Raw genomic sequence first — 23,381 nt, 5'->3', positions numbered from 1 at the left:
ACTTAGACTTTACCGATTTCGCGTTCGTCGTCAGTCAATGCATCGCGGAACGATTCACGCTCGAACAACCGCAGCATGTACTGTTTTACTTCTTTAGCACCCGTACCTGACAACTCGATGCCATATACCGGTAAACGCCATAACAGTGGCGCTAAGTAACAATCGACCAACGTAAACTCTTCGCTCATAAAGAACGGCGTGTCAGCAAAAACTGGAGCAAGAGCTAAAATGCTCTCTTTTAGCTCTTGGCGAGCCGCTTCCGCTTCTTTCTTCGTGCCAGTCAAAATCGTGTCTGCTAAGGCATACCAGTCACGCTCAATACGGTACATCATTAAGCGGCTAGTGCCACGCGCCACAGGGTAAACAGGCATCAGTGGTGGGTGTGGGAAACGCTCGTCGAGGTATTCCATGATGATTTGCGCTTTGTATAGCACAAGCTCACGGTCAACTAGCGTTGGAACGTTATCTGCATATGGATTAAGCTGGAGCAGGTCTTCCGGTTGATTATCTTGATCAACAAACGCAATCTCTACAGTTACCCCTTTTTCAGCCAACACGATACGTGTTTGGTGACTGAACAAATCATCTTTCCCTGAATACAGGGTCATTACTGAACGCTTATTGGCAGCAACAGCCATAAGATTCTCCACTCTCAGAAAACAGCAAAGGGGGCGAACCTCGCCCCCGAATAAACTTCTTACTTTCCAGTAGGTTGCAACTTCATGCAGACTACTTGCAAAGAGAAATTACTTAATGTCGCGCCAGTATTCTTTCTTCAGAAGAATACTCAGTACGAGCAACACCAGTAAGAATCCAATGACGAACATACCTAAGCGTTGACGCTCAAGAATCATTGGTTCACCGGTGTACACCAAGAAGTTAGTTAAGTCTAACATCGCTTGGTCGAACTCTTCTTCGCTCAGGCGACCGGTGCCGTCTGACTTAATGCCGACATAGACTTCACGCATTTCGCCATCCACCATCCGACGCTCGTAGGTTTTACGCGGAACACCCTGCATTTCTTGCAGAACCCACGGCATACCGACATTGTCGAATACTTCGTTGTTAACGCCGAACGGGCGGCTTTCGTCAACATAGAAGCTGCGGAAGAAGGTATATAACCAGTCAGCACCACGGACACGAGCAACCATGGTTAAGTCTGGCGGTGCCAAACCGAACCATTCCGCCGCGCCTTCACGGTCGATTGCTGAGAACTTATGCGAACCAGGACCTTCGCCGGTGAACTGTAGTAACTCAGCACCTAAGTCGACCGGAATACCTAAGTCTTCGAAGGTACGCTGGTAACGCTGATACTGCATGCTGTGACAGCCTAAGCAGTAGTTCATGTAGATCTGCGCACCACGCTGCAAAGAGGCTTTGTCAGACTGATCAATGTTAGCTTTATCTAGCGGGCCACTATAACCTGCCGCCAAAACGGTGGCAGGTAATAATAGAGCCAGAACCATCAGAAAACGCTTCATCATTTCGTCAACCTCTCTGGTAGTGGCTTGATCTTCTCATTCTTACTGTAGAAGAACAGTGCAATAAAGAATCCGAAGTACAGAATTGTACAAACACGTGCAATGAAGGTGTACAAGTCAGTCGCTGGCATCGCACCAAGGTAACCTAAGATCACGAAGCTGATGGCAAACTGAGTCAAGTTCGCTTTATGCAGCGTGCTACGGTAGCGCACTGAGCGTGCTTTAGCACGGTCTAGCCATGGAATGAGCGCAAGCATAACAATGGCTGCGAACATTAGGATAACGCCACCGAGTTTGTCTGGAACCGCACGCAAGATTGCGTAGAACGGAGTGAAGTACCAAACCGGTGCAATGTGTTCAGGCGTGACCATTGGGTCTGCCGCTTGGAAGTTAGGTGGCTCAAGGAAGAAGCCGCCCATCGTCGGTGCGTAGAAGATCACCAATGAACACAGAATTAAGAACACCACGAGACCAACGATATCTTTCACCGTGTAATACGGGTGGAAAGGAATTGCGTCAACAATGTCGTATTTGTTGGTGTAACGCTCATGGAATTTGAACTTCGCTTGCTCAGCTTCAGGCACTGAACCTTTTGGCTTCTTAATTTCAACGCCGTCAGGGTTGTTCGAGCCAACTTCGTGCAACGCGATTAAGTGTAAGAACACCAGAATGACCAATACCAATGGTAAGGCGATCACGTGTAATGCGAAGAAGCGGTTCAAGGTCGCGCCAGAAATGACGTAGTCACCACGAATCCAGGTGGTTAGGTCATCGCCGATAATCGGAATTGCACCAAACAGCGAGATGATAACCTGCGCACCCCAGTAAGACATTTGACCCCATGGCAATAAGTAACCCATAAAGGCTTCTGCCATTAAGACCAAGAAGATCAGCATACCGAAGATCCACAGCAATTCACGTGGCTTCTGATACGAGCCATACATGAGACCGCGGAACATGTGTAGGTAGACCACCACGAAGAATGCCGAAGCACCGGTGGAGTGCATGTAGCGCAGCAACCAGCCGTATTCAACATCACGCATGATGTATTCAACCGAGGCGAACGCACCTTCTGCACTTGGGTTATAGCTCATGGTCAGCCAGATACCAGTCACGATTTGGTTGACTAAAACCACAATCGCTAATGACCCCATGAGGTACCAAAAGTTAAAGTTCTTTGGTGCCGGGTATTCCGTCACGTGCAACTTCATGGTGTTGCTAAACGGAATACGCTTATCAATCCAGTTCATGAGTGACATTATGCAGCTCCCTCTTCTTCACCAACCAGCACGGTTTCGCTATCAACGAAATAGTGCGGTGGAATGACCAAGTTGGTTGGGGCTGGCACACCTTGGAACACGCGACCAGCGATATCAAAACGTGAACCGTGGCATGGACAGAAGAAGCCAGAATCGACACCTTCCGCAACACCAAAGTTACGGTCGATAAACTGCGGTGAACAACCGAGGTGAGTACAAATACCCACAGCAATAAACCACTCTGGGTCTATTGAACGGTGTTGGTTACGGGCATAGTCAGGCTGTTGTGGCTCGCGCGACTCAGGATCACGTAAACGGCCTTCAATCAGTGGAAGACTGTCTAACATTTCTTGAGTACGGCGAATAATCCATACCGGACTACCACGCCACTCTACGCGGACTAATTGACCTGGCTCTACTTTATCGATCTTCACTTCTACCGGTGCACCCGCAATACGGGCTTTCGCACTTGGGTTCCATGAAGCAATGAAGGGCACGGCGGCACCAACGACTCCTGCACCACCAACTACCGAAGTAGCGACAGTCAGAAACCGACGACGGCCTTTATCTACAGGCGCATTGCTCATCCATCTCTCTCCAGTTTGGACGCTTCGCGAAATAACGCAGCAAAATTAACTCAATGCTTGCTCGAAAAAAATCCTCACAATCATAAAGAAAATCACCGATCTTTACAAGGCACAGGCGCAAGTAAAACCACATGCAAATTCGTGGTATTCGGTGCTACTCCTGATTCAGGTAGTTCAGCGCTAACCCTTATTTGCCGTAGCTTACAGCAGAATAGGCAGGTTCCAAACTGAACAGGAGTACTCCTCGATTAAGCTGATAAGAAAAAACCCGACACGAGGTCGGGTTTTTGTAAAGTGGTCTGTTCCAACAGAAACTCTGTTGGCCGCCAGTTCGGAAACTTAACGCTTCGAGAACTGTGGACGCTTACGCGCTTTGTGAAGACCAACTTTCTTCCGCTCAACTTTACGCGCGTCACGAGTAACATAACCCGCTTTACGTAAGTCGCTACGAAGTGCTTCGTCGTATTGCATTAACGCACGGGTAATACCGTGACGGATTGCACCCGCTTGACCTGTTGTACCACCACCAGTAACAGTGATGTAAAGGTCAAACTTCTCAGACATCTCTAGAAGTTCTAGAGGCTGACGTACAACCATACGCGCAGTTTCACGACCGAAGTATTCTTCGATTGAACGGTTGTTGATTTTAATGTCACCGCTGCCAGCACGCAAGAAAACACGCGCTGTAGAGCTTTTGCGACGACCTGTACCGTAGTATTGATTATCTGCCATCTTCATCTGCTCCGTATTAAATCTCTAAAGGTTTAGGCTGCTGAGCTGCATGAGTGTGCTCAGGACCCGCATACACTTTCAGCTTACGGAACATCGCACGGCCTAATGGACCACGTGGCAGCATGCCTTTAACAGCTGCTTCGATGATCATTTCTGGTTTCTTAATCAATAGCTTTTCAAAGCTGATTGACTTCAGACCACCAGGGTAACCGCTGTGCGCGTGATACATTTTAGCTTTCGCTTTGTTACCAGTTACGTGAATTTTCTCAGCGTTAACGATAACGATATAGTCACCCGTGTCTACGTGCGGCGTGTATTCTGGCTTGTGCTTACCGCGCAGGCGGGTTGCTACTTCAGTGGCCAAACGACCTAAAGTTTTGCCTTCTGCGTCAACGACATACCAGTCGCGCTTAACAGTTTCTGCTTTTGCTACAAAAGTTTTCATGAGTTATTTATACCCAAATTCATGAGTTTACCTTGCGGCTTTCCGGGCTTCCCCGCGAAATGCCAATTAATTTTCACCCCGTGTAAACCGGGGTAGGTAACGTGGGCGGCCGACATTATATACACGCAGCCATACAAACGCAACGCAAGATGGTGTTTTTTTGAACCTTTGCGAGACTCGCAACTGCCTAACTCAGTGGCAGCGAAAAACTGGTTCCTACGGTAAGTGCTCGAGCCCTAAGTACTCGTGCGACTGCATTTCTTGCAAGCGACTGAGACAACGGCGGAATTCAAAGCTTAAACCGCCACCGGTATACAGCTCATTCATGGGTACCTCCGCAGAAAGAATGAGCTTCACTTTGTGCTCGTAAAACTCGTCAACAAGGGCAATGAAGCGCCGTGCGGCGTCATCTTTTTCGCGCCCAAGTTGCGGCACATTGCTAACTAACACCGCATGGTACAAGCGCGCGAGTTCAATGTAGTCATTTTGACTTCGTGGGCTGTCGCACAATTCTTTGAAATCAAAGAACGCCACGTCATCGGCTTCACAGCGAACCTGAATCGGACGGTTGTTAATCTGAATCGCTTCGTTACACTTATGCGCAGTGTGGTCTGGGGCTAATTGATGAAAGTACTTCAGCAAGTTTTCATCGGCTTGTGGGTCTAGCGGTGAATGATAAATTTCGGCTTGAGTTAATGTTCGCAAGCGATAATCAACACCACCATCAACATTGACCACGTCACAATGCTTTTTAATCAGCTCAATGGCAGGTATAAAGCGAGCACGCTGCAGGCCATTTTTATACAGATCATCAGGCACAATATTCGACGTTGCCACAAGTACGACGTTATTCTTGAACAATGCGTCAAGTAACGTCGCAAGAATCATAGCGTCGGTAATATCTTGCACATAAAACTCATCAAAACAAATCACGCGTGCTTCTTTGGCAATTTTTGCGGCGATTTGCGGCAGCGGATCGGAGACCCCTTTCAAGTTTTTCATTTCGTCGTGAATACGATGCATAAAGCGATGAAAATGCACACGCCACTTTTGTTCGAACGGCAGCGCATTAAAGAAGGTGTCGACTAAATAGGTTTTTCCACGGCCAACGCCGCCCCAAAAATAGAGCCCCTGCACGCTGTGGTTATTTTTCTTCCGTAATGGCGCAACCAGTAACTTTTTCAAGCCACGCTTTGGCGGCGCTTCAAGCAAGTCCTCGTAGAGACGCTGCAAGTGCTTCACCGCTTGCTCTTGCGCGGCATCCGCATGAAACTCTGGGCGTTCTAAGTCGGCTTGATAAGCTTCCCACGGACTTGGCTTTGATTGTTCTTGAAGATTATTTGCGTTTTTCACCACAATTTTGCCTGACATCTGACTTCTGTTCGAATGTAAACATGATACCATTAAGTCAGAAATTAGATCACACTAGTTGTGCTACAATGACGTCACACGCTTGAGGATTTTCAATATGGATTGGCTACTAGGAATTTTACTGCTTATTGCTGGGGCGATTATCGGCTTCTTCGTCGCGCGTTTTTACTTGAGCCAAACCGGCGAGTCCGCGCAGCTTAAAAGTGAAATTGAGAGCACCCGTCAGCAGTTTGAAGCCTACCGCAAAGATGTGGTCGAGCATTTAGGCACCGCCCGCCAATTGGCGTCGGAAGTGACTGACATTCAGCACCGCTTAAACCTGTTTTTACAAGACAGTCAAAACTTGCTTGAGCAAGAAAAAGACTGGCAGCAAAACCTTCCTTTCTTTTCCGAAGAAACCATGCGCTCTATTCGTCAGTCGAATATTCTCAATCGCGAACGCCGCGACGAGAACGAAGACGAATCGTTAGAAATGCCTCGCGACTACTCCGAGCCAGGTAGTGGTTTATTTACCCCGGTCAAAACTGACAAAGAAAGTTAAGTCTCGGCACTCAATCAGCGTCGCAACTCCTCTTTGCTTTAGCAGCGGGTTGCGACTTGATTAGCCACTAGCCTCTCTATCACTTCGCAAAATTTCACCTTGAAATCAAAAATTAGCGAACTTATTTCTATCTTCGATGGTCATTTCTAACTGTTAGGTGTGTAGTCCTGCTGCCTGTTCGGTAGTCGCCTGCAACACCCTGAACGTCAGGATGTTTATTCGGAGTAGAACAGATGAAGAAACTCGTTAATTTCGCCACTGCATTAACAGCAGTTTTTGTTCTTTCAGTACAAGGTTTTGCCATTGCCCCAGCGTTGGCAAACTTCCCTGCAGCTGCGACCGACGAACGCGGCATTCCTACCCTCGCCCCAATGCTCGAAGAAGTCACACCCGCGGTTGTGAATATTTCTGTGCAAGGCAAACGCGTCACTCGCCAACGCTTACCGGAAGCATTTCGATTTTTCTTTGGCCCCAATGCGCCACGCGAAGAAGTTCGTGAGCAGCCGTTTCAAGGGCTGGGTTCCGGGGTAATTATTGACGCAGAGAACGGCTACGTCGTTACCAATAATCATGTCATCAATGACGCCACGGATATTACCGTCACCCTCAAAGACGGCCGTCAATTCCAAGCGACCGTGCTTGGCCGCGACGATGAGTCTGACATTGCTCTATTGCAGCTGGAAAACCCACGTAACCTCACCCAAGTCGAAATCGGCGATTCCGACCAACTCCGCGTCGGTGACTTTGTCGTCGCCATTGGTAACCCCTTTGGTTTAGGTCAAACCGTTACCTCTGGTATTGTCTCGGCACTTGGCCGCAGCGGGCTCGGTATCGACCGCTTAGAGAACTTTATTCAAACCGACGCAGCAATTAACAGCGGTAATTCCGGCGGCGCCCTTGTTGATCTTAATGGCAACCTGATCGGCATCAATACCGCTATTCTTGGCGGCGGTGGTGGCAATATCGGCATCGGTTTTGCGATTCCTGCCAATATGATGAAAAACCTCGTCGACCAAATTATCGAGTTTGGTGAAATTCGCCGCGGTGTCCTGGGCGTCCGTGGTGGCAACCTTAATCAAGAACTTGCCGATGCACTCGGCCTCGATCGCACGCAAGGTGCATGGGTCAGTGAAGTCGTCGAAGACGGTCCAGCAGCTAAAGCTGGCATTGAAGCGGGCGATGTAATTCTCGCAATTGACGGCACGCCAGTACTCTCGTTTGCCGAGCTGGCGGCAAAAGTTGGTACCATTGGCGCAGGTCGCTCAGTCAACTTAACGATTTTACGTGACGGTCGTGAGCGTCAAGTCACGGTTGAGCTGCAACAGCGTGAAGCCGAGCAAATTGAAGCAGCAACGTTGCACCCGAACCTCCGTGGCGCTGAACTTAGTAGCGACGACCGCCAAGGAATTCGTGTGACAGCTATCGAAAGCGGCTCGCCCGCTCATCGTGTTGGCTTGCGTGAGAACGACGTCATTATTGCGGTCAACCGTCAGCCGGTGAATAGCAATCGCGAACTACAACAAGCCATGGAAAATGCACGCGGCGTTATTGCTTTGAACCTACGACGCGGTAATCAGCATTTATATTTAGTGTTGCAAAACTAGTTCGCAGCGAGCGAACACTTAGACAAGCCTCAGCGCAACCGCTGGGGCTTTCTTTTTCGTGTTAGTGATTGTTTGCTACTGATTGTCTGCTACTGATTGTCTACTACTGATAGCTGCCCACCGACCCCGACTATCCGCTTCGCAACTTTAGTGTTACTATAGTTTAATTCATTGACTCGCTTAGGTTTATAGTCACCACCATGCAGAACCGTCGTGGCAAACTAGCCACCTTTTTCACAATGTGCTACCAATACCTTTTCAAGCCAGCCCTGCTCGGCTTGATCGTGGCGGCTATTGTGCTGACGTTTATGCAGTTTCGTGACCAAAATCCAACACCTGCCGAGCCAGTCGCCAGCAGCGACCTGATCAGTTTTTCCAGCGCATTTGAAAACGCAGCCCCAGCGGTTGTGAATATTTACACCACCCAGTCTGTGCGCGAAGCTCGCTTCAGCGGTCGCCCAACCACGGTTATGCGCCTTGGCTCGGGTATTATTATGGACCCGCGCGGTTACATTTTAACGGCACTGCACGTAGTTCAAGACGTCGATGAAATTCAAGTTGCACTGCAAGACAGTCGGATTTTTGGCGCCCAGCTCGTTGGTAGTGACGCCCTCACCGACTTAGCCGTACTCCGTATCGACGCCGGTAACTTGCCCGTGATTCCAGTCAATCCAGATTACGTTGCTCGCCCCGGCGATGTCGTCTTAGCCATTGGTAACCCATATAACTTAGGACAAACTGTGACCCAAGGGATTGTTTCCGCGACCGGACGCATTAGCCTAGGGAGTGGTTATGCCGAGTTTATCCAGATGGACGCTGCAATTAATGAAGGCAATTCAGGCGGCGCTTTGGTCAACAGCCGTGGTGAGTTAGTGGGTATTGCTAGTGCGTCTTACCAATCGGAATTTAGTAGTCGCGGGTCGCAAGGTATCTATTTCGCTCTGTCCTACCAATTAGCCGAACGTATTATGCAGCAGCTGATTAGTGAAGGCGTGGTGACTCGCGGTTACCTCGGCATTACCGCTGGTCAGTACTATCGCGACGACTTCTCAACCCGAGGCTTACGCGTCGATGACGTCGACGAGCGCGGCCCTGCATGGCAAGCGGGTTTACGTCCTGGTGACTTCATTTACGAGATAGCTGGCCAGCAAGTAACCTCCGTCAACCAAGGCTTAGACCTAGTCGCTGAAGCACGGCCAGGAACACGACTATCCATTCGTTTTTACCGCGGCGAACAACAACTTGAAACCGAAGTTGTCATAGAGCAGTTACGTTAGAGCAGTTACGTTAGGACAGTTACGCTAGCACGCCAAAAGCAATCGAGAACAACTCAAAAAAAACCAGCGACTAATCGCTGGTTTTTTGAATTCGGGTTGGACACATTTTTTCTCGTCGGATTTGCGCCCCTAATGCCGACAGCTTCTGCTCAATCGTCTCGTAACCACGGTCAATGTGGTAAACGCGTTCGACTTCCGTCGTACCTTCCGCCACTAAACCAGCAATCACTAGCGACGCTGATGCCCGCAAGTCTGTGCACATCACCTGCGCGCCGGTGAGTTTATCGACGCCCGTCGACACTGCGGTATTGCCTTCAAGCTCGATATTGGCACCCATACGACGCAATTCTGGCACATGCATAAAGCGGTTCTCAAAAATGGTTTCGCGCACGCGGCCGGTACCTTCAGCAATTGCGTTTAACGCAATAAACTGTGCCTGCATATCCGTTGGAAACGCCGGATGTGGCGCTGTCACTAAACTTACGGCGCGAGGACGACCTTTGCTTTTGAGTTTGATCCAATCGGCACCCTTGGTGATTTCTGCACCTGCTTCGGTTAGCTTTTTCAGCACCGCATCAAGAAAGTCAGGGTTGGTATGCGTGCAAGTGATTTCACCTTGCGTTGCTAACGCTGCGACCAAAAAGGTACCGGTTTCAATCCGATCCGGCATGACTTTGTAGTCACCACCATGCAAACGGTCAACGCCTTGAATGCGAATAGTATCGCTGCCCGCGCCAGTGACTTTTGCGCCCAAACTATTCAAGAAATTCGCAAGGTCTACCACTTCCGGTTCACGCGCTGCGTTTTCAATAATGGTTTCGCCGTCAGCTAATACGGCTGCTGCCATCAGGTTTTCAGTACCGGTCACGCTGACTGTGTCGAGCAGAATATGGGCGCCACGCAAGCGTCCACCTTGCTCGGCTGGAACATGGGCTTTAATGTAGCCATTTTCGACGACAATGGTTGCACCCATTTGGCGCATGCCTTCAATGTGTAAATTAACCGGACGTGCGCCAATTGCGCAGCCGCCTGGTAACGACACTTCTGCATGACCACATTTAGCCAATAACGGACCGAGCACGAGAATTGACGCACGCATGGTTTTCACCAGCTCGTATGGCGCCACATGGCCATGCTTGGCTGGTGGTGTAATAACATAGGTGTCGTTGCTTTCACGGGTATGCGGAATACCCAGCTCACCCAATAAGGCTAACGAGGTTTCAACGTCCTGCAAGCGCGGAACATTGCTGATACGCACGGGGCTGTCGGCAAGAATTGCCGCTAAGAGAATGGGTAACGCTGCATTTTTTGCGCCCGAGATACGCACTTCACCGTGTAAACGAGCACCACCAGTGACGACTAACTTTTCCATTTCTTTGCACTCTTTTCGGTCAGTATTTTTAAATTAACGCGTGAAACCAGCCTAACCCGGCATATTCAGGAGCTTTTCACGACGCCACTTTTCTGGCGTATAGGCTTTTATACTGAGCGCATGAATGGTGCCGTCGGCAATTTTCTCTTGCAGCGGCGCGTAGATCATTTGCTGCTGACGCACACGCGACATGTCGGCAAATACCTCACTGACAGCAATCACTTGGTAATGGCTGCCTTCGCCTTTGACATGCACTTCGTCAAGGTTCAATGCGTCTTGCAACAAGACTTCAATTTCTTTTGGATCCATGATGATTTCACTTTTATAAAATTCGAACGGTGCTTAACTTAAGGCTTAACTTAAGGCTTAACCAAGTATTTAAATAAGTGCTTAGCTTAGCGAAAGCAATGCCGTGACGCCACTGACCTCGGCGAACTGACGCAACTGAGTGTTTACATTGCGTAAAGCTAAGTCGCGGTTTTGTTTTTGCAGCTCTGCTTTTACTTGAATCAGCAAGGCTAAACCGGCTGAGTCGACTTTTTCCACCGCACACAGGTCAATGTTTAACGTACCGGTACTGCCAAGCCACTGCTCGCGCTCTTTCCAAGCTTGGCCGACATGGTCTCGGTCAAGTTCACCGCGCACCACAACAGCGTCACCTTGCACGTCAAACTGTAAACTATTCATGCGTGCCTCCTGACTCAGCTTTAATCGTTACCTTGGCTAAACAAGAACTGGCCAATAAGGTTTTCCAGAACCATCGCCGAGTTGGTCATGAAGATGTGATCTCCGTCTTCTAATGTCATCACACCGTCATCCATGAAGCCTGGCTCTAAGCCAATGTACTGCTCGCCAAGTAAGCCCGAGGTTAAAATCGACGCTGTACTCGTGTCAGGAAAGCCTTTGTATTGGACACTGATTTTCATTTCTACAACCGGCTCAAAGTACTCACTGTCGAGGCTGATATTGCTAACACGGCCGACGACAACACCACCAACTTTCACTGGCGAGCGCACTTTCAGGCCGCCAATGTTGTCAAACTTCGCATATAAGGTGTAGGTTTCACCGCGCAATGCACCCGTGGTGTTCGCCACCTGCATGGCTAGAAAAACCAGCGCCGCAATGGCTGCTGTGATAAATACACCGACTAATAATTCAATTTTCCGCGCTTCCATAGATCACCCGAACATTACAGCTGTCAAAACAAAATCTAAACCGAGAACGGCCAACGAGCTATACACAACCGTTTGTGTCGTTGCAGCACTGATTCCCGGCGACGTTGGCTCTGCGGTATACCCTTTATAGAGGGCGATCCACGTCACCACAAAAGCAAATACTAAACTCTTAATAAAACCATTCATGACGTCGTGTTGCCATTCAACGCTGGCCTGCATCACCGACCAAAAAGCACCGTCGTCAACGCCAAGCCATTGCACACCGACCACGAAACCACCGTAAATACCGATGGCACTAAACATGAAGGCCAATAGTGGCATGCTTAAAAAACCAGCCCAGAAACGCGGCGCAATAACACGACGCAGAGGGTCTACTGCCATCATTTCTAAACTTGAAAGTTGTTCTGTTGCACGCATTAAGCCAATTTCAGCGGTCAGCGCCGAACCAGCGCGACCGGCGAACAAGAGCGCTGTTACTACCGGCCCCAGTTCTCGTAACAAGCTTAAAGCAACCATGGGCCCCAACGCTTGTTCAGCACCGAAATCAACCAGAATCGTGTAACCTTGTAAACCAAGTACCATGCCGATGAACAAGCCCGACACCAAAATAATCAGCATTGACTGAACACCAACCACATAGAGTTGGCGCATCAGTAACGGGAACATTTTCAGCGGTTGTGGTTTACCGACGAGCGCTTGGAACAGCATAATTGTGGCATTACCAATGCCACGAATGGTATTTAGCGTATTGCGCCCGAGTTCTTGAATTGCTTTCATCGGCGAACTCCTGACCCGAGTAAATCTTCGGCATAATCTGCAGCTGGGTAATGGAATGGCACTGGACCATCCGGCTCACCATGCAAAAACTGCAGAACTAACTCATTCCCTTCGCGCTCAAGCTGCTCAGGCGAGCCTTGAGCAACGATCTTCTTGTTCGCCATAATGCAAACATGGTCGGCAATGCTCATGACTTCATGAATATCGTGAGACACCACAATCGAGGTTAAACCGAGGGTGCTATTTAATGAGCGAATCAGCTTCACCAGCATGCCCATCGAAATCGGGTCTTGGCCAGCGAAAGGTTCGTCATACATAATCAGCTCAGGGTCGAGCGCGATTGACCGCGCCAGCGCTGCTCGCCGAGCCATACCACCGGACAACTCTGACGGGAATAAGTGCGCCGCACCGCGCAAACCCACCGAATCGAGCTTCATTTTAACCACGGTGGCAATAATGTTCTCAGGTAAGTCCGTATGCTCGCGCAAAGGGAACGCGACGTTATCAAAAACCGTCATTTCACTAAATAATGCACCGCTTTGAAACAGCATGCTCATGCGCTTACGCAGGTCAAATAAAGCGCTGCGACCAAGCTTATTCACTTGGTGGCCGGCAAAATGAACTTCACCACGGGTTGGCTTCAGCTGCCCACCGATCAGGCGTAACAGTGTGGTTTTACCACAGCCACTTGGCCCCATAATGGCGGTTACTTTACCTTCTGGCACAACTAAGTTCACGCCTTCATAGATTGGCGTGTCACCCCGGTTAAAATAAACGTCTTTTAATTCTACTAAATTTTTCACTACCGCCCTCGTTCATTCGGTATCTGAAAAGGTCGAGCATCTTAGCATTAATTCAGGCTAACCGGCTATGCAATTGCGACCCTCGCTGACAAACAACGACAATCATTTTGCTTGGCTTACAAAAATAGCCCCGCAGGGCTACTTGAACAAAGCAAATGAACAGTATTACTAATCAACGCGTGTGTGGCTGATTTGGATTAACCAAACACACTATCGTCACTGCTATTTTTGGCACTCGGCGTTAACATCGCAGTAACTTCGGCAATAAATGCTTCGGTTTGCTCGTCACTTTCAATCAGCAAGCCAAATTGCTTCAACAGGCGATGGCCAACAACCGCTTTCCAAGCCACGCGCGCTTGAGCGGCACCGGCCTGAGCTTTGTCTAACCGCTCCCAAAGCTCTCGATTACGTTGCCGCACCGGCTCTAACAGTTCTGGGTTGGCGGCAACCGCAGCGACGATAGCACTGTCAACCGCCAACATCTCTTGTGGCTCGGTGATTTCGGCTTCAACCATGGCCAACAGCTCACCGTCTGGCGCATCAAGTAAATAAGGTTTCGCTTCCAATACTGCTGCAGTGCGTTCTTGGCGTTGGCCAATGTAGCGCTCGAGCATGGCAATAATTAACGCTTCCTTACTTTCGAAATGATACAGCAGACCACCTTTACTAATTCCAGTTTGCTCGGTCAAGGCGTCGAACGTCAGTTGTGACGCACCACGTTCCCGCACCAAAATCTCCGCTTGCTTAAGAATAAACTCACGTTTGCTCGGGCGACCGCCGCGAAACTGTTTTTTCGTGTCACTCATTTCTATAATCCTAAAACTTAGTTCTAACCGACTAAAGGGTTTACTTTCGAACAATAGCAAAAAGGCAAACCGACTAACAATGCACAAACTGTCGCACCCATCGGATTAACCCATCGATTTACCGCAGTTTGCCCGATTCCATACCTATTCCAGAACGGCAGTGATATACTTTGGCAAAATCACTCGCTTAGACCAAGGACACGCGCAACATGAGTGCTACCGATATCCCTGCCGCAACCGACTTTATTGCTCAAGGCCGCCGAGTACTCGAGATCGAATCTGCTGCCATTCAAGGGCTTTATCAGTCGCTCGACGATAGCTTTCGCAATGCTTGCCAGACCATTTTACGCTGCCAAGGCCGCGTTGTCGTTACCGGCATGGGTAAGTCCGGTCATATTGGCGGCAAAATTGCTGCGACTCTAGCGAGTACCGGAACACCGGCCTTCTTTGTTCACCCGGGCGAAGCAAGCCATGGCGATTTAGGCATGATTACTGCGCAAGATCTGGTTATCGCGATTTCCAATTCAGGAGAAACCCATGAAGTGGTCAGTATCCTCCCTGTAATTAAACGTTTAGGTGTGCCGCTGATTGCCATGACCGGGAAACCCGAGTCGACCTTGGCTACGCTCGCTGACGTTCATTTAAATGTTGCTGTTGCCGAAGAAGCCTGCCCGCTTGGTTTAGCGCCAACTGCAAGTACCACCGCGACCTTAGTGATGGGCGATGCCCTCGCCGTTGCCTTGTTGCATTCGCGCGGTTTTACTGCCGACGACTTTGCCTTGTCACATCCGGGCGGCAGCCTCGGCAAACGCCTGTTACTGCGCGTTAGCGATATCATGCATACCGGCGACCGGATACCGAAAGTCAGTGCCGAAGCGATCATCACCGAAGCCTTGCTAGAAATTTCGCGCAAAGGCCTTGGCATGACCACCATTGTCGACCAAGATGACAAATTACTCGGGATCTTTACCGACGGTGATTTACGTCGCATCCTCGACCAACGCATTGATATTCACCAAACCCGCATTAGCGAAACCATGACCCGTCACTGCACCACAACGTCGCCAGAGACGCTGGCTGCCGAAGCATTAAAAGTCATGGAACAAAAGAAAATTAATGGCCTAATTGCCGTGAACAAAGAACAACAAGTCGTTGGTGTGTTTAACATGCATGACTTACTGCGTGCGGGGGTACTGTAATGACAATTCCAACTCAGTCGCCGTCACTCCAGTACACCTCGACTTGGTATGGTGATTTACACAACGACCTCATGGCTAAGTTTGCCAACATTAAGTTACTGGTTTGTGACGTCGATGGCGTATTTTCCGACGGCCGCATTTACCTCGGCAATGACGGCGAAGAACTGAAAGCATTTCATACCCGCGACGGGCTGGGCGTCAAAGCCTTGCTCAGCGCCGGCATTCAAGTGGCTGTGATTACCGGTCGCGACTCGCAAATTGTGGAAACGCGGATGCGCGCCCTTGGTGTCCCGCATATCTACCAAGGCCAGCATGATAAAATGCAAGCCTTCGCCGACATCCAAAAAGCGTGTGGCGTCAACAATGAAGCCACTGCCAGCGTTGGTGACGACCTGCCCGACTTACCCATGCTTAAGGCTTCAGGCTTGGCGTTAACGCCTTTCGATGGCCATCCACTGCTGCAACAGAACGCCGACTACGTCACCACCCAGCGCGGAGGCTTTGGTGCCGTGCGGGAAATCGCCGACCTCATTTTGCTCAGCCAAGGGCTTTTACATCAAGTGCAGGAGAGCAGTACATGAACCGGCGTACGCTGATTCTGCTGATTATCCTCGCTTTAGTTAGCGGTGGCGTGTTGTGGTACTTGAGCGAGCGCGAGAGTACACAAGTCACTGACCATGACGACTTGCAACTAATTCCCGATTTTACTGCCTATGGTTTAGCAACCCGAGTATTTGAAGCGGATGGCCGCTTAGCGCACCAAATTCGTGCCACGCGCATGGCCCACTATAGCGCCATTCGTTTGACCGAACTTGAAGAGCCGATTTACACCACCTTCTTGTCTGAACGCTCAGTGAATGTGCAAGAAACCGGCGCAGAATGGCAGATTAGCGCGCAATTTGGTCGCTTTTATGAAGATGAACGCTTGGAGTTAACCGACGATGTCGCCATCGTGAATCGCTCGGGAATCGGGTATATTCACGAAATTATGACCGATAACCTCGCGATCGACTTGCAATCGGGTATTATGCACACAGATGCCCCTGTCACGCTTCGCGGCCCACAGTTTTATGTCCATGGCATTGGTATGCGCATTGACTTAGAAGCTCAGCAACTGGAAATTATTGAACATGTTGAAACCATTTATTATCCCCGTAACTCTAGCCGCTAGCCTTGTGTTAGTTCTGGCTTCCTTTACGAGCCAGGCTAAGCTGATGGCGCAGGAGACTGAGTCACGCTCGCAGCTGTCGCAACTATCGCAACTACAACGTGACTTCGAAGAGCCCATTCAAATTCTTGCTGAGAATGACTTCCTTGACCTTGCCGCCAACGTCTATCGGGCCACCGGCAATGTGCGTATTAACCAAGGTACCCTGCGTATTACTGCGGATGAGCTTGAGGTCACCGGCTTTGAAGAGCGCGACGGTGAAGTCGAGCTGTTTATTTTGCGCGGCACACCAGCAACCTACCAACAAGAAATTGAGCCAGGCGTGTTAGTTGAAGCGCAAGCACATCTGATTGAATACAATGCCACCGAACGTACGCTGACACTCAGCACGTTAGCGGAATTGCGCCAAGACGGTAGCTTGGTGCGCGCGAATCGCATTTCCTACAATATTGAACTGCAGCAAGTTATTTCCGAGAGTGGCGACGGCACCGAACAAGTCGAAACAATTTTGCGGCCACGTCAGCGTCAAAGTCAGAACCAAAACGGCAACGAGAACGGCAATTAACATGGCAACATTACGCGCAGAACACTTAGCGAAAGCATACAAAGGCCGTACTGTCGTTCGCGACGTCAGTATCGCCGTCAATGCAGGCCAAATCGTCGGCCTACTGGGTCCAAATGGCGCCGGTAAAACCACCACGTTTTATATGATCGTCGGGCTGGTCAACAACGACAAAGGCCATATTCGCCTTGACGACGAAGACATTACCTTACTGCCCATGCACGCCCGCGCGCGCAAAGGTATTGGCTACTTGCCACAGGAAGCTTCGGTGTTTCGTAAGCTGACCGTGCGCGACAATATCATGGCCATTTTGGAAACCCGCAGTGACCTTACCCCCGCTCAACGCGAAGAAAAACTTGATGAGCTCGTCAATGAATTTCACATTGGCCACATCGTCAATAGCTTAGGTATGAGCTTGTCCGGTGGTGAACGTCGCCGCGTGGAAATTGCCCGGGCACTGGCCGCTGAGCCAAAATTTATTTTGCTCGACGAACCATTTGCCGGGGTAGACCCAATTTCCGTGCTCGATATTAAAAAGATTATTCAGCAACTCAGCGACCGCGGCATCGGTGTTTTGATCACCGACCACAATGTCCGGGAGACCCTCTCCGTGTGCGAAACAGCTTATATCGTGAGCCACGGTGAACTGATTGCAACGGGCAACGCACAAGAGATTCTCGCCAACGAAACAGTAAAAGAAGTGTATTTAGGCGACCAATTCTCCTTGTAATTTCCGCAAAAAGACCAATGATATAAGTAAGAGCACAATTTAATATTCGCTCACTTGGTCGTTAAGGAACCCAAATCGCATTCATGAAACAAGGTCTGCAGCTTAAGTTTAGTCAAAACCTCACAATGACTCCGCAATTGCAGCAAGCCATTCGGCTCCTGCAGTTGTCTTCTCTGGAGTTACAAACCGAGGTGCAAGAAGCGTTAGAAGCTAATCCGCTGCTAGAACTACCCGAGCCCGACGGTCAAGACGAACAAGCGCCTTGGGACGCTCGGATTTCTGCCGGCACCTCCTCAAGCGCCGGCCAAGCCAGCGAAGAAGACTACGTTTACCAAGGCGAAACCACCGAAAGCCTACAAGATTACCTGCGCTGGCAAATGCGGCTGTCACATTTCACGCCAACTGACGAGCTCATCGCTGAAGCGATTATCGATGCCATCGACGACAATGGCTATCTACAACAAACCCTCGAAGAAATTCACGCCGCCGTGGTCAGTCAGGACGACGACATTAGTTTTGACGAAGTGGCCGTGACACTGAAACGCATTCAACATTTTGATCCGGTTGGCGTCGGCGCTCGCGGCGTTGGCGAATGTCTGCTCATCCAACTCAACCAGCTACCTGCAGATACCCCCGCGTTAAGTGCCGCAAAACTCGTGGTGAACAAACACCTCGACCTCCTAGGCCGGCGTGATTACCGCACGCTTGCTCGCCGCACCCGGTTGTCTGAAGCCAAACTTAAAGACGTTCTCGAGCTGATTCAGAAATTAAATCCACGCCCAGGCGAATGCTTCGGTGAACGTGAATCCGATTATGTCATTCCCGATGTTTTAGTTAGCAAGCATAACGGTCGTTGGCGGGTGGCATTAAATCCCAATGCAGCACCAAAATTGCGGATTAACAGTGCTTATGCTGATCTACCGCAAAGCCACTGTACGCAAGCCGATTCACAATATATACGGCAGCATTTGCAAGACGCGCGCTGGCTGATTAAAAGTATTGAAAGCAGAAATGAAACTTTATTGAAGGTTGCCCATTGTATCGTGCAACGACAACAGGCATTCTTTGAACATGGCCCAGAAGCAATGAAACCAATGATTCTGAGTGATGTCGCAGAAAGTATAGAGATGCATGAATCGACAATATCGCGTGTCACTACGCAAAAGTTCATGCATACCCCGCAAGGCGTGTTTGAGTTGAAGTACTTCTTCTCCAGCCACGTCAGCGGTGACAACGGGGACGATTTTTCATCAACTGCCATCCGAGCCTTAATTCGCAAGTTGGTGGCAGCGGAAAATCCTGCGAAGCCATTGAGTGACAGTAAGTTAGCTGCACTGCTCGGCGAGCAGGGAATACAGGTAGCAAGAAGGACCATTGCGAAGTACCGGGAATCACTCAATATCCCGTCTTCGAGCCAACGGAAGACTCTACTTTAACCACGTCAACAGAAGGAAGATGTGCTATGCAAATTAATCTAACTGGTCATCATGTAGATATTACTGACGCTTTACGTGAGTATGTTGATACTAAGTTCGCTAAGCTAGAGCGCCACTTCGACCATATCAACAACGTCTATGTCATTTTAAACGTTGAAAAATTAATGCAAAAAGCCGAAGCTACAGTTCACCTGAATGGCGGTGAAGTGTTTGCCACTTCGGAGCATCAAGACATGTATGCAGCCATCGACGCTCTGATTGATAAGCTCGATCGTCAAGTTATTAAACATAAAGAAAAACTGAAGAAACACTAAGGACTATGAACCTCAAAGAGATCCTAAGCCCGGACTGTACACGTGTGAGTGTCGCCGAGAGCAGTAAAAAACGCGTATTGGAATATATCAGCCAATTACTGGCGCCGAAATTAGCCGGCGTCAGTAAGAGCGATATTTTCGACAGCTTACTTCAACGCGAGCGTCTCGGCAGTACCGGGATAGGACTCGGCATTGCAATCCCGCATGGCCGGCTAGAAAATGCCGGCCAACCGGTTGCAGCGCTATTAACGCTTGCCGAACCGATTGATTTCGATGCCATCGATAATCAGCCGGTTGATCTCGTTTTTGCGTTACTCGTGCCAAAAGACAACCCAGAAATTCATTTGAAAACGCTCTCTGCTGTTGCTGAGCGTTTAAACAATAAGGACTGCTGTCGGAGTTTACGGCATGCCAGCAGCGACGCTGAGCTGCATGAACTCATGACACAGGATCCCGCACTATGCAGTTAATTGTGGTCAGCGGCCGTTCTGGCTCAGGAAAAACAGTCGCACTAAGAGCCTTGGAAGACCTTGGTTTTTATTGCGTTGACAACCTGCCGATGGCATTGCTGCCCACCCTGCTGCACTCTGTGTTTGGTCGCTTTGAAAACATCGCAGTCAGCATTGACGTGCGCAACCTCGAAGCCGACGTGAAAGACCTCAACGAAACCCTCGAATTTTTGCCCCACGACGTTAAAGCCGAAGTACTGTTTATTGACGCCAGTGACGAGACATTAATTCGACGCTACGGCGAAACCCGCCGAATGCATCCGCTGTCGCATAATCAAGCGACATTAGCTGACGCAATCGCAACCGAGGGGCAACTTCTTGAGCCCCTTGCTGCATTAGCAACTTGGCGCCTTGATAGCAGCGAATTGAGTGTTCATGACCTGATTGAGCAAGTCAACGAGCGTGTACTTGGCCGCAGTGAAAACCAAATGATCTTAGTCCTAATGTCGTTTGGCTTTAAACACGGTTTGCCGACCACTGCCGACACGGTTTTCGACGCTCGAATACTACCCAACCCGCATTGGGAACCTGAGTTGCGGCCCTATTCCGGCCTCGACGCACCCGTGCAAAACTTTCTCCAACAGCAGCCCTTGGTGAGTAAGTTTATTCACCAAACTGAGACGTTTATTAGTACTTGGTTGCCTTATTTCCAGCGCAGTAATCGTAGCTATCTCACTGTCGCAATCGGTTGTACGGGTGGTCAACACCGTTCGGTGTATATCACCGAAACACTTGCTGCACTGCTGCAGAATCAACATGCCAAAATTCGTGTGAAACACCGCGAGCTTGAGCGTAAAAAGAATCAATAAATTGAGCTGTCCATGACCGAAGTCTCTCGCACTGTCCTCATTCGCAATAAACTTGGCCTGCACGCGCGTGCCGCCACGAAACTGGCGAAACTCGCGAGCCAATTTGACGCCAAAATTACAATTGGGCAAGGGGAAAAGTCAGTCGACGCGAGCAGTGTCATGGGCTTAATGCTGCTTGCGAGTCAGCAAGGTAAGGAAATTAGTGTTAAGGCGGTGGGACCAGACGCCGAGCAAGCACTCGACGCCGTCACCCAATTGATTTTTGACCGCTTCGACGAAGACGAATAAGCGCTTAGACGTTAACGCCTAGACGGCCTAGGCGCGCTGTCATTCTTGGCACGCGTTCTTGCCCAACGTTATTGGCCAGGTTGTTGGTCAACATTCTTAAGAAATATTATTGGCCAGCGACTTTCATCGCTGACACCAACACCGAGCCACTTAACACACCGTGGCGAGGATCCACATCGTCGCCAATCGCGACAATATTTGCGAACATATCACGTAAATTACCCGCAACTGTCACTTCTGTCACCGGGAACTGAATTTCACCGTTCTCAACCCAGAACCCTGCTGCGCCGCGGCTGTAATCACCGGTCACCAAGTTCACGCCCTGCCCCATGAGCTCGGTCACGAGCAAGCCGGTACCCATTTGTTTGCACAACGCATCGAGCCCTGTTGCAGTGTGAGCAGCGTCGGCACGAATAAACCAGTTATGAATGCCGCCAGCGTGACCGGTACTTTGCATGCCCAATTTCCGTGCTGCATAACTCGTAAGTAAGTACGTACTGACAACGCCATCATTGACGATGTCGCGGGCTTCGGTACGCACCCCTTCGTGGTCAAATGGGGTCGTGGCTAAGCCACCGGCGAGTAAGGGCTCTTCCTGAATGCTCAACCAGCTAGGAAACACTTGCTTACCAAGATGGTCGAGTAGGAACGTACTTTTCCGGTACAAGTTACCACCGCTAATCGCCCCGGCGAACTGGCCAAATAAATGATGAGCAAGGTCTCGATGGAAAATTACCGGCACTGTACAGGTTGGCACTGAACGTGCACCTAAGCGCGCAACAGTGTTAGCCACCGCTTCGAGGGCAACCGCTTCGGGTGCCAATAAACGCTGCGGATCGCGAGCAATGGTGTAAGCATAGTCCCGCTCCATGACGTCACCTTGCTTAGCAATCGGCATACAACTCAAACTCTGACGCGAACTCATGTAATGGCCGAGGAACTCATGGCTGTTACCGTAAACACGGAAACCACAGTGGCTGCTGTAATGGGCGCCGTCTGAGTTAATAATGCGCTCGTCGGCATTGAGCATGGCCTGCTCACAAGCAAGCGCAACTTGCGTCGCGTGCTCGGGTGACTGTGGTGCCGGATAGAATAACTCAGGGTCGCTGTAGCCAAATGCCATCAGCTCTTTGTCGGCTAAACCGGCAGCAGGATCAGCCTCGGTCCAACGCGCAATGGCATCCGCTTTTTCCACCGTGGCGCGAATCGCCGCTGGTGATAAATCAGAGGTGCTGGCACTGCCTTTACTTTGCGAACCGTCTTTGTGACGACGATATACAGTAATACCCAGCGAGCCGTCTTGGTTAAATTCGACTGTTTCCACTTCCGCTAAACGGGTCGACACACTTAAACCACGACTATGAGAAATTGCACATTCTGCGGCACTGGCGCCAGCTTTTTTCGCTTGCTTCAGCGCTTCTTCAACTGCGTCCACAGCGCGCTCTAAGTCCGGCTGCAATTGCTCTTTTGCCGTAATTTCAGGAATCGTTACTTCTTGTGTCATGAAATAGCCTTTTAGTTGTTAATCGCACGCCGATACCACGGCAGCGCAGATCCTGATAAACTAGTGCGTATGAATTAGGCATAATGAACGAATACGTGGATACCTTCATGCAATACGACGATCAGGACGAATTTTCATCTGCTGATGATTTCAGCAAAACCCAGTTAAAACGCGAAGCCGCTGCCATGCATGATCTCGGCGTGAAATTGGTGAATATGGGCAGCAATACCCTCAAGCAACTGCCTCTCGATGAAGAGTTGCTCACCAATATCAAACTGGCTCAAAAAATTGCCAACAAGCGCGAAGGTTATCGTCGACAGCTGCAGTACTTAGGAAAGTTACTGCGTCAACGCGACACCGACGACTTGCTTCTTGCCATCGACAAAATCGAAAACCGTGCGCTTTACGAGGCCGCTCATTTCCATGCTCTGGAGCAATGGCGCGACCGCATTTTGCAACAAGGCGACGATGGTGTTCAGGCCTTTTTGGACCAGTATCCGCATGCGGATCGTCAGCAGTTACGCCAGTGGGTTCGCCAAGCGAAGAAAGAGCAAGAGCAAAATAAACCACCAGCGGCTGCACGCGCTTTGTTTAAATATATTCGCGGCGTCACTGAAACCACCGCGTCGTAA

At 49.9% G+C, this 23,381-nt stretch carries 29 protein-coding genes; 14 read left to right on the top strand and 15 right to left on the bottom strand.

All coding sequences use genetic code 11. The annotated features are described in order from the left end of the window. Nucleotides 1-2: 2 nt before the first annotated feature. From sspA to zapE, 7 genes are all read right to left on the bottom strand, one after another. Nucleotides 3-638, bottom strand: a complete 636-nt coding sequence (gene sspA / locus CWE06_RS07995; protein ID WP_126792936.1) for a stringent starvation protein SspA — start codon at nucleotides 636-638, stop codon at nucleotides 3-5. Between the two features lie 108 nt (nucleotides 639-746). Then, a complete protein-coding gene (locus CWE06_RS07990) occupies nucleotides 747-1,481 on the bottom strand; it encodes a cytochrome c1 (RefSeq protein ID WP_126793147.1) in 735 nt (244 codons plus the stop codon). Beyond that, entirely contained in the window at nucleotides 1,481-2,740 is a 1,260-nt protein-coding gene (locus CWE06_RS07985; RefSeq protein ID WP_126792934.1) for a cytochrome b, read from the bottom strand. Before CWE06_RS07985 ends, CWE06_RS07990 begins: the two co-directional genes overlap by 1 nt. Further along, nucleotides 2,740-3,327 (bottom strand): ubiquinol-cytochrome c reductase iron-sulfur subunit, encoded by a 588-nt coding sequence (petA, locus tag CWE06_RS07980; RefSeq protein ID WP_126792932.1) that lies wholly within the window; start codon nucleotides 3,325-3,327, stop codon nucleotides 2,740-2,742. The genes CWE06_RS07985 and petA overlap by 1 nt, the downstream gene beginning before the upstream one ends. A 339-nt stretch (nucleotides 3,328-3,666) precedes the next feature. Continuing rightward, on the bottom strand, nucleotides 3,667-4,059 hold the full coding sequence (gene rpsI / locus CWE06_RS07975) for a 30S ribosomal protein S9 (protein WP_126792930.1): 393 nt from the start codon (nucleotides 4,057-4,059) through the stop codon (nucleotides 3,667-3,669). 16 nt (nucleotides 4,060-4,075) lie between these two features. After that, on the bottom strand, nucleotides 4,076-4,504 hold the full coding sequence (rplM, locus tag CWE06_RS07970) for a 50S ribosomal protein L13 (protein WP_126792928.1): 429 nt from the start codon (nucleotides 4,502-4,504) through the stop codon (nucleotides 4,076-4,078). Between the two features lie 216 nt (nucleotides 4,505-4,720). Beyond that, entirely contained in the window at nucleotides 4,721-5,875 is a 1,155-nt protein-coding gene (gene zapE / locus CWE06_RS07965; RefSeq protein WP_126792926.1) for a cell division protein ZapE, read from the bottom strand. A gap of 97 nt (nucleotides 5,876-5,972) precedes the next feature. On the opposite strand from zapE, the gene CWE06_RS07960 reads away from it, so the two are divergent. From CWE06_RS07960 to CWE06_RS07950, 3 genes are all read left to right on the top strand, one after another. Then, nucleotides 5,973-6,416 (top strand): ZapG family protein, encoded by a 444-nt coding sequence (locus CWE06_RS07960; protein WP_126792924.1) that lies wholly within the window; start codon nucleotides 5,973-5,975, stop codon nucleotides 6,414-6,416. 233 nt (nucleotides 6,417-6,649) lie between these two features. Then, nucleotides 6,650-8,020: a DegQ family serine endoprotease gene (locus CWE06_RS07955; protein ID WP_126792922.1), complete on the top strand. Its 1,371-nt coding sequence runs from the start codon at nucleotides 6,650-6,652 to the stop codon at nucleotides 8,018-8,020. A 200-nt stretch (nucleotides 8,021-8,220) separates the two neighbouring features. Then, nucleotides 8,221-9,297 carry a trypsin-like peptidase domain-containing protein gene (locus CWE06_RS07950; protein ID WP_126792920.1) on the top strand — a complete coding sequence of 359 codons (1,077 nt, stop codon included), beginning with the start codon at nucleotides 8,221-8,223 and terminating at the stop codon, nucleotides 9,295-9,297. A gap of 70 nt (nucleotides 9,298-9,367) precedes the next feature. Here the strand turns inward: CWE06_RS07950 and murA are convergent, their stop codons facing one another. The 7 genes from murA to CWE06_RS07915 form a co-directional block, all read right to left on the bottom strand. Beyond that, nucleotides 9,368-10,669: a UDP-N-acetylglucosamine 1-carboxyvinyltransferase gene (murA, locus tag CWE06_RS07945; RefSeq protein ID WP_126792918.1), complete on the bottom strand. Its 1,302-nt coding sequence runs from the start codon at nucleotides 10,667-10,669 to the stop codon at nucleotides 9,368-9,370. Between the two features lie 51 nt (nucleotides 10,670-10,720). Next, the gene (locus CWE06_RS07940) at nucleotides 10,721-10,978 is read right to left on the bottom strand and encodes a BolA family protein (RefSeq protein ID WP_126792917.1); all 258 of its coding nucleotides are present in this window, start codon (nucleotides 10,976-10,978) and stop codon (nucleotides 10,721-10,723) included. 81 nt (nucleotides 10,979-11,059) lie between these two features. Beyond that, nucleotides 11,060-11,356 (bottom strand): STAS domain-containing protein, encoded by a 297-nt coding sequence (locus CWE06_RS07935; protein ID WP_126792915.1) that lies wholly within the window; start codon nucleotides 11,354-11,356, stop codon nucleotides 11,060-11,062. A 20-nt stretch (nucleotides 11,357-11,376) separates the two neighbouring features. Then, entirely contained in the window at nucleotides 11,377-11,844 is a 468-nt protein-coding gene (mlaD, locus tag CWE06_RS07930) for an outer membrane lipid asymmetry maintenance protein MlaD (RefSeq protein WP_126792913.1), read from the bottom strand. A 3-nt stretch (nucleotides 11,845-11,847) separates the two neighbouring features. Further along, complete coding sequence (gene mlaE, locus CWE06_RS07925) at nucleotides 11,848-12,621, bottom strand: lipid asymmetry maintenance ABC transporter permease subunit MlaE (RefSeq protein WP_126792911.1); 774 nt, start codon at nucleotides 12,619-12,621, stop codon at nucleotides 11,848-11,850. Further along, on the bottom strand, nucleotides 12,618-13,424 hold the full coding sequence (locus CWE06_RS07920) for an ATP-binding cassette domain-containing protein (protein WP_126792909.1): 807 nt from the start codon (nucleotides 13,422-13,424) through the stop codon (nucleotides 12,618-12,620). The genes mlaE and CWE06_RS07920 overlap by 4 nt, the downstream gene beginning before the upstream one ends. A gap of 197 nt (nucleotides 13,425-13,621) precedes the next feature. Beyond that, the gene (locus CWE06_RS07915; RefSeq protein ID WP_126792907.1) at nucleotides 13,622-14,230 is read right to left on the bottom strand and encodes a TetR/AcrR family transcriptional regulator; all 609 of its coding nucleotides are present in this window, start codon (nucleotides 14,228-14,230) and stop codon (nucleotides 13,622-13,624) included. 209 nt (nucleotides 14,231-14,439) lie between these two features. Between CWE06_RS07915 and CWE06_RS07910 the strand changes: the two genes are divergently transcribed. The 10 genes from CWE06_RS07910 to CWE06_RS07865 all read left to right on the top strand — a co-directional run bounded on the left by CWE06_RS07910 (nucleotide 14,440) and on the right by CWE06_RS07865 (nucleotide 21,245). Further along, a complete protein-coding gene (locus CWE06_RS07910) occupies nucleotides 14,440-15,429 on the top strand; it encodes a KpsF/GutQ family sugar-phosphate isomerase (protein ID WP_126792905.1) in 990 nt (329 codons plus the stop codon). Continuing rightward, nucleotides 15,429-16,010: a 3-deoxy-manno-octulosonate-8-phosphatase KdsC gene (gene kdsC, locus CWE06_RS07905; protein ID WP_126792903.1), complete on the top strand. Its 582-nt coding sequence runs from the start codon at nucleotides 15,429-15,431 to the stop codon at nucleotides 16,008-16,010. Before CWE06_RS07910 ends, kdsC begins: the two co-directional genes overlap by 1 nt. Then, nucleotides 16,007-16,600: an LPS export ABC transporter periplasmic protein LptC gene (lptC, locus tag CWE06_RS07900; RefSeq protein WP_126792902.1), complete on the top strand. Its 594-nt coding sequence runs from the start codon at nucleotides 16,007-16,009 to the stop codon at nucleotides 16,598-16,600. The genes kdsC and lptC overlap by 4 nt, the downstream gene beginning before the upstream one ends. Next, nucleotides 16,560-17,162, top strand: a complete 603-nt coding sequence (lptA, locus tag CWE06_RS07895) for a lipopolysaccharide transport periplasmic protein LptA (protein WP_126792900.1) — start codon at nucleotides 16,560-16,562, stop codon at nucleotides 17,160-17,162. The genes lptC and lptA overlap by 41 nt, the downstream gene beginning before the upstream one ends. Before the next feature lies 1 nt (nucleotide 17,163). After that, nucleotides 17,164-17,889: an LPS export ABC transporter ATP-binding protein gene (gene lptB, locus CWE06_RS07890; RefSeq protein WP_126792898.1), complete on the top strand. Its 726-nt coding sequence runs from the start codon at nucleotides 17,164-17,166 to the stop codon at nucleotides 17,887-17,889. Nucleotides 17,890-17,972: 83 nt separating this feature from the next. Further along, nucleotides 17,973-19,325, top strand: coding sequence for an RNA polymerase factor sigma-54 (locus CWE06_RS07885; protein WP_126792896.1), 1,353 nt, complete (start codon nucleotides 17,973-17,975; stop codon nucleotides 19,323-19,325). Nucleotides 19,326-19,351: 26 nt separating this feature from the next. Next, on the top strand, nucleotides 19,352-19,639 hold the full coding sequence (gene hpf, locus CWE06_RS07880) for a ribosome hibernation promoting factor (protein WP_126792894.1): 288 nt from the start codon (nucleotides 19,352-19,354) through the stop codon (nucleotides 19,637-19,639). A 5-nt stretch (nucleotides 19,640-19,644) separates the two neighbouring features. Then, nucleotides 19,645-20,109: a PTS IIA-like nitrogen regulatory protein PtsN gene (gene ptsN, locus CWE06_RS07875; protein ID WP_126792892.1), complete on the top strand. Its 465-nt coding sequence runs from the start codon at nucleotides 19,645-19,647 to the stop codon at nucleotides 20,107-20,109. Further along, nucleotides 20,100-20,957 carry an RNase adapter RapZ gene (gene rapZ / locus CWE06_RS07870; protein ID WP_126792890.1) on the top strand — a complete coding sequence of 286 codons (858 nt, stop codon included), beginning with the start codon at nucleotides 20,100-20,102 and terminating at the stop codon, nucleotides 20,955-20,957. Before ptsN ends, rapZ begins: the two co-directional genes overlap by 10 nt. Before the next feature lie 12 nt (nucleotides 20,958-20,969). Continuing rightward, entirely contained in the window at nucleotides 20,970-21,245 is a 276-nt protein-coding gene (locus CWE06_RS07865; protein WP_126792888.1) for an HPr family phosphocarrier protein, read from the top strand. Nucleotides 21,246-21,351: 106 nt separating this feature from the next. On the opposite strand, the gene pmbA is transcribed toward CWE06_RS07865, so the two are convergent. Then, on the bottom strand, nucleotides 21,352-22,749 hold the full coding sequence (pmbA, locus tag CWE06_RS07860) for a metalloprotease PmbA (RefSeq protein WP_126792886.1): 1,398 nt from the start codon (nucleotides 22,747-22,749) through the stop codon (nucleotides 21,352-21,354). 107 nt (nucleotides 22,750-22,856) lie between these two features. On the opposite strand from pmbA, the gene yjgA reads away from it, so the two are divergent. After that, nucleotides 22,857-23,381 (top strand): ribosome biogenesis factor YjgA, encoded by a 525-nt coding sequence (gene yjgA / locus CWE06_RS07855; RefSeq protein WP_126792884.1) that lies wholly within the window; start codon nucleotides 22,857-22,859, stop codon nucleotides 23,379-23,381.

It is taken from the genome of Aliidiomarina haloalkalitolerans (assembly GCF_003987315.1).
GTDB classification, from domain to species: Bacteria; Pseudomonadota; Gammaproteobacteria; order Enterobacterales; family Alteromonadaceae; genus Aliidiomarina; species Aliidiomarina haloalkalitolerans.
The sequence above is the reverse complement of the archived record's forward strand: the minus strand, read 5'-3'. Positions and strand labels throughout refer to the sequence as shown.

Bases quoted from the DNA above. Each gene is read 5' to 3' on its own strand.
- yjgA (WP_126792884.1), top strand. From the start codon at position 22,857: ATGCAATACGACGATCAGGACGAATTTTCATCTGCTGATGATTTCAGC.
- petA (WP_126792932.1), bottom strand. From the start codon at position 3,327: ATGAGCAATGCGCCTGTAGATAAAGGCCGTCGTCGGTTTCTGACTGTC.
- murA (WP_126792918.1), bottom strand. From the start codon at position 10,669: ATGGAAAAGTTAGTCGTCACTGGTGGTGCTCGTTTACACGGTGAAGTG.
- pmbA (WP_126792886.1), bottom strand. From the start codon at position 22,749: ATGACACAAGAAGTAACGATTCCTGAAATTACGGCAAAAGAGCAATTG.
- rapZ (WP_126792890.1), top strand. From the start codon at position 20,100: ATGCAGTTAATTGTGGTCAGCGGCCGTTCTGGCTCAGGAAAAACAGTC.
- kdsC (WP_126792903.1), top strand. From the start codon at position 15,429: ATGACAATTCCAACTCAGTCGCCGTCACTCCAGTACACCTCGACTTGG.
- zapE (WP_126792926.1), bottom strand. From the start codon at position 5,875: ATGTCAGGCAAAATTGTGGTGAAAAACGCAAATAATCTTCAAGAACAA.
- CWE06_RS07955 (WP_126792922.1), top strand. From the start codon at position 6,650: ATGAAGAAACTCGTTAATTTCGCCACTGCATTAACAGCAGTTTTTGTT.
- CWE06_RS07950 (WP_126792920.1), top strand. From the start codon at position 8,221: ATGCAGAACCGTCGTGGCAAACTAGCCACCTTTTTCACAATGTGCTAC.
- rpsI (WP_126792930.1), bottom strand. From the start codon at position 4,059: ATGGCAGATAATCAATACTACGGTACAGGTCGTCGCAAAAGCTCTACA.
- lptB (WP_126792898.1), top strand. From the start codon at position 17,164: ATGGCAACATTACGCGCAGAACACTTAGCGAAAGCATACAAAGGCCGT.
- CWE06_RS07960 (WP_126792924.1), top strand. From the start codon at position 5,973: ATGGATTGGCTACTAGGAATTTTACTGCTTATTGCTGGGGCGATTATC.
- sspA (WP_126792936.1), bottom strand. From the start codon at position 638: ATGGCTGTTGCTGCCAATAAGCGTTCAGTAATGACCCTGTATTCAGGG.
- CWE06_RS07935 (WP_126792915.1), bottom strand. From the start codon at position 11,356: ATGAATAGTTTACAGTTTGACGTGCAAGGTGACGCTGTTGTGGTGCGC.
- hpf (WP_126792894.1), top strand. From the start codon at position 19,352: ATGCAAATTAATCTAACTGGTCATCATGTAGATATTACTGACGCTTTA.
- CWE06_RS07985 (WP_126792934.1), bottom strand. From the start codon at position 2,740: ATGTCACTCATGAACTGGATTGATAAGCGTATTCCGTTTAGCAACACC.
- CWE06_RS07885 (WP_126792896.1), top strand. From the start codon at position 17,973: ATGAAACAAGGTCTGCAGCTTAAGTTTAGTCAAAACCTCACAATGACT.
- lptA (WP_126792900.1), top strand. From the start codon at position 16,560: ATGTTGAAACCATTTATTATCCCCGTAACTCTAGCCGCTAGCCTTGTG.
- rplM (WP_126792928.1), bottom strand. From the start codon at position 4,504: ATGAAAACTTTTGTAGCAAAAGCAGAAACTGTTAAGCGCGACTGGTAT.
- ptsN (WP_126792892.1), top strand. From the start codon at position 19,645: ATGAACCTCAAAGAGATCCTAAGCCCGGACTGTACACGTGTGAGTGTC.
- CWE06_RS07910 (WP_126792905.1), top strand. From the start codon at position 14,440: ATGAGTGCTACCGATATCCCTGCCGCAACCGACTTTATTGCTCAAGGC.
- lptC (WP_126792902.1), top strand. From the start codon at position 16,007: ATGAACCGGCGTACGCTGATTCTGCTGATTATCCTCGCTTTAGTTAGC.
- CWE06_RS07940 (WP_126792917.1), bottom strand. From the start codon at position 10,978: ATGGATCCAAAAGAAATTGAAGTCTTGTTGCAAGACGCATTGAACCTT.
- CWE06_RS07990 (WP_126793147.1), bottom strand. From the start codon at position 1,481: ATGAAGCGTTTTCTGATGGTTCTGGCTCTATTATTACCTGCCACCGTT.
- mlaE (WP_126792911.1), bottom strand. From the start codon at position 12,621: ATGAAAGCAATTCAAGAACTCGGGCGCAATACGCTAAATACCATTCGT.
- CWE06_RS07865 (WP_126792888.1), top strand. From the start codon at position 20,970: ATGACCGAAGTCTCTCGCACTGTCCTCATTCGCAATAAACTTGGCCTG.
- CWE06_RS07915 (WP_126792907.1), bottom strand. From the start codon at position 14,230: ATGAGTGACACGAAAAAACAGTTTCGCGGCGGTCGCCCGAGCAAACGT.
- mlaD (WP_126792913.1), bottom strand. From the start codon at position 11,844: ATGGAAGCGCGGAAAATTGAATTATTAGTCGGTGTATTTATCACAGCA.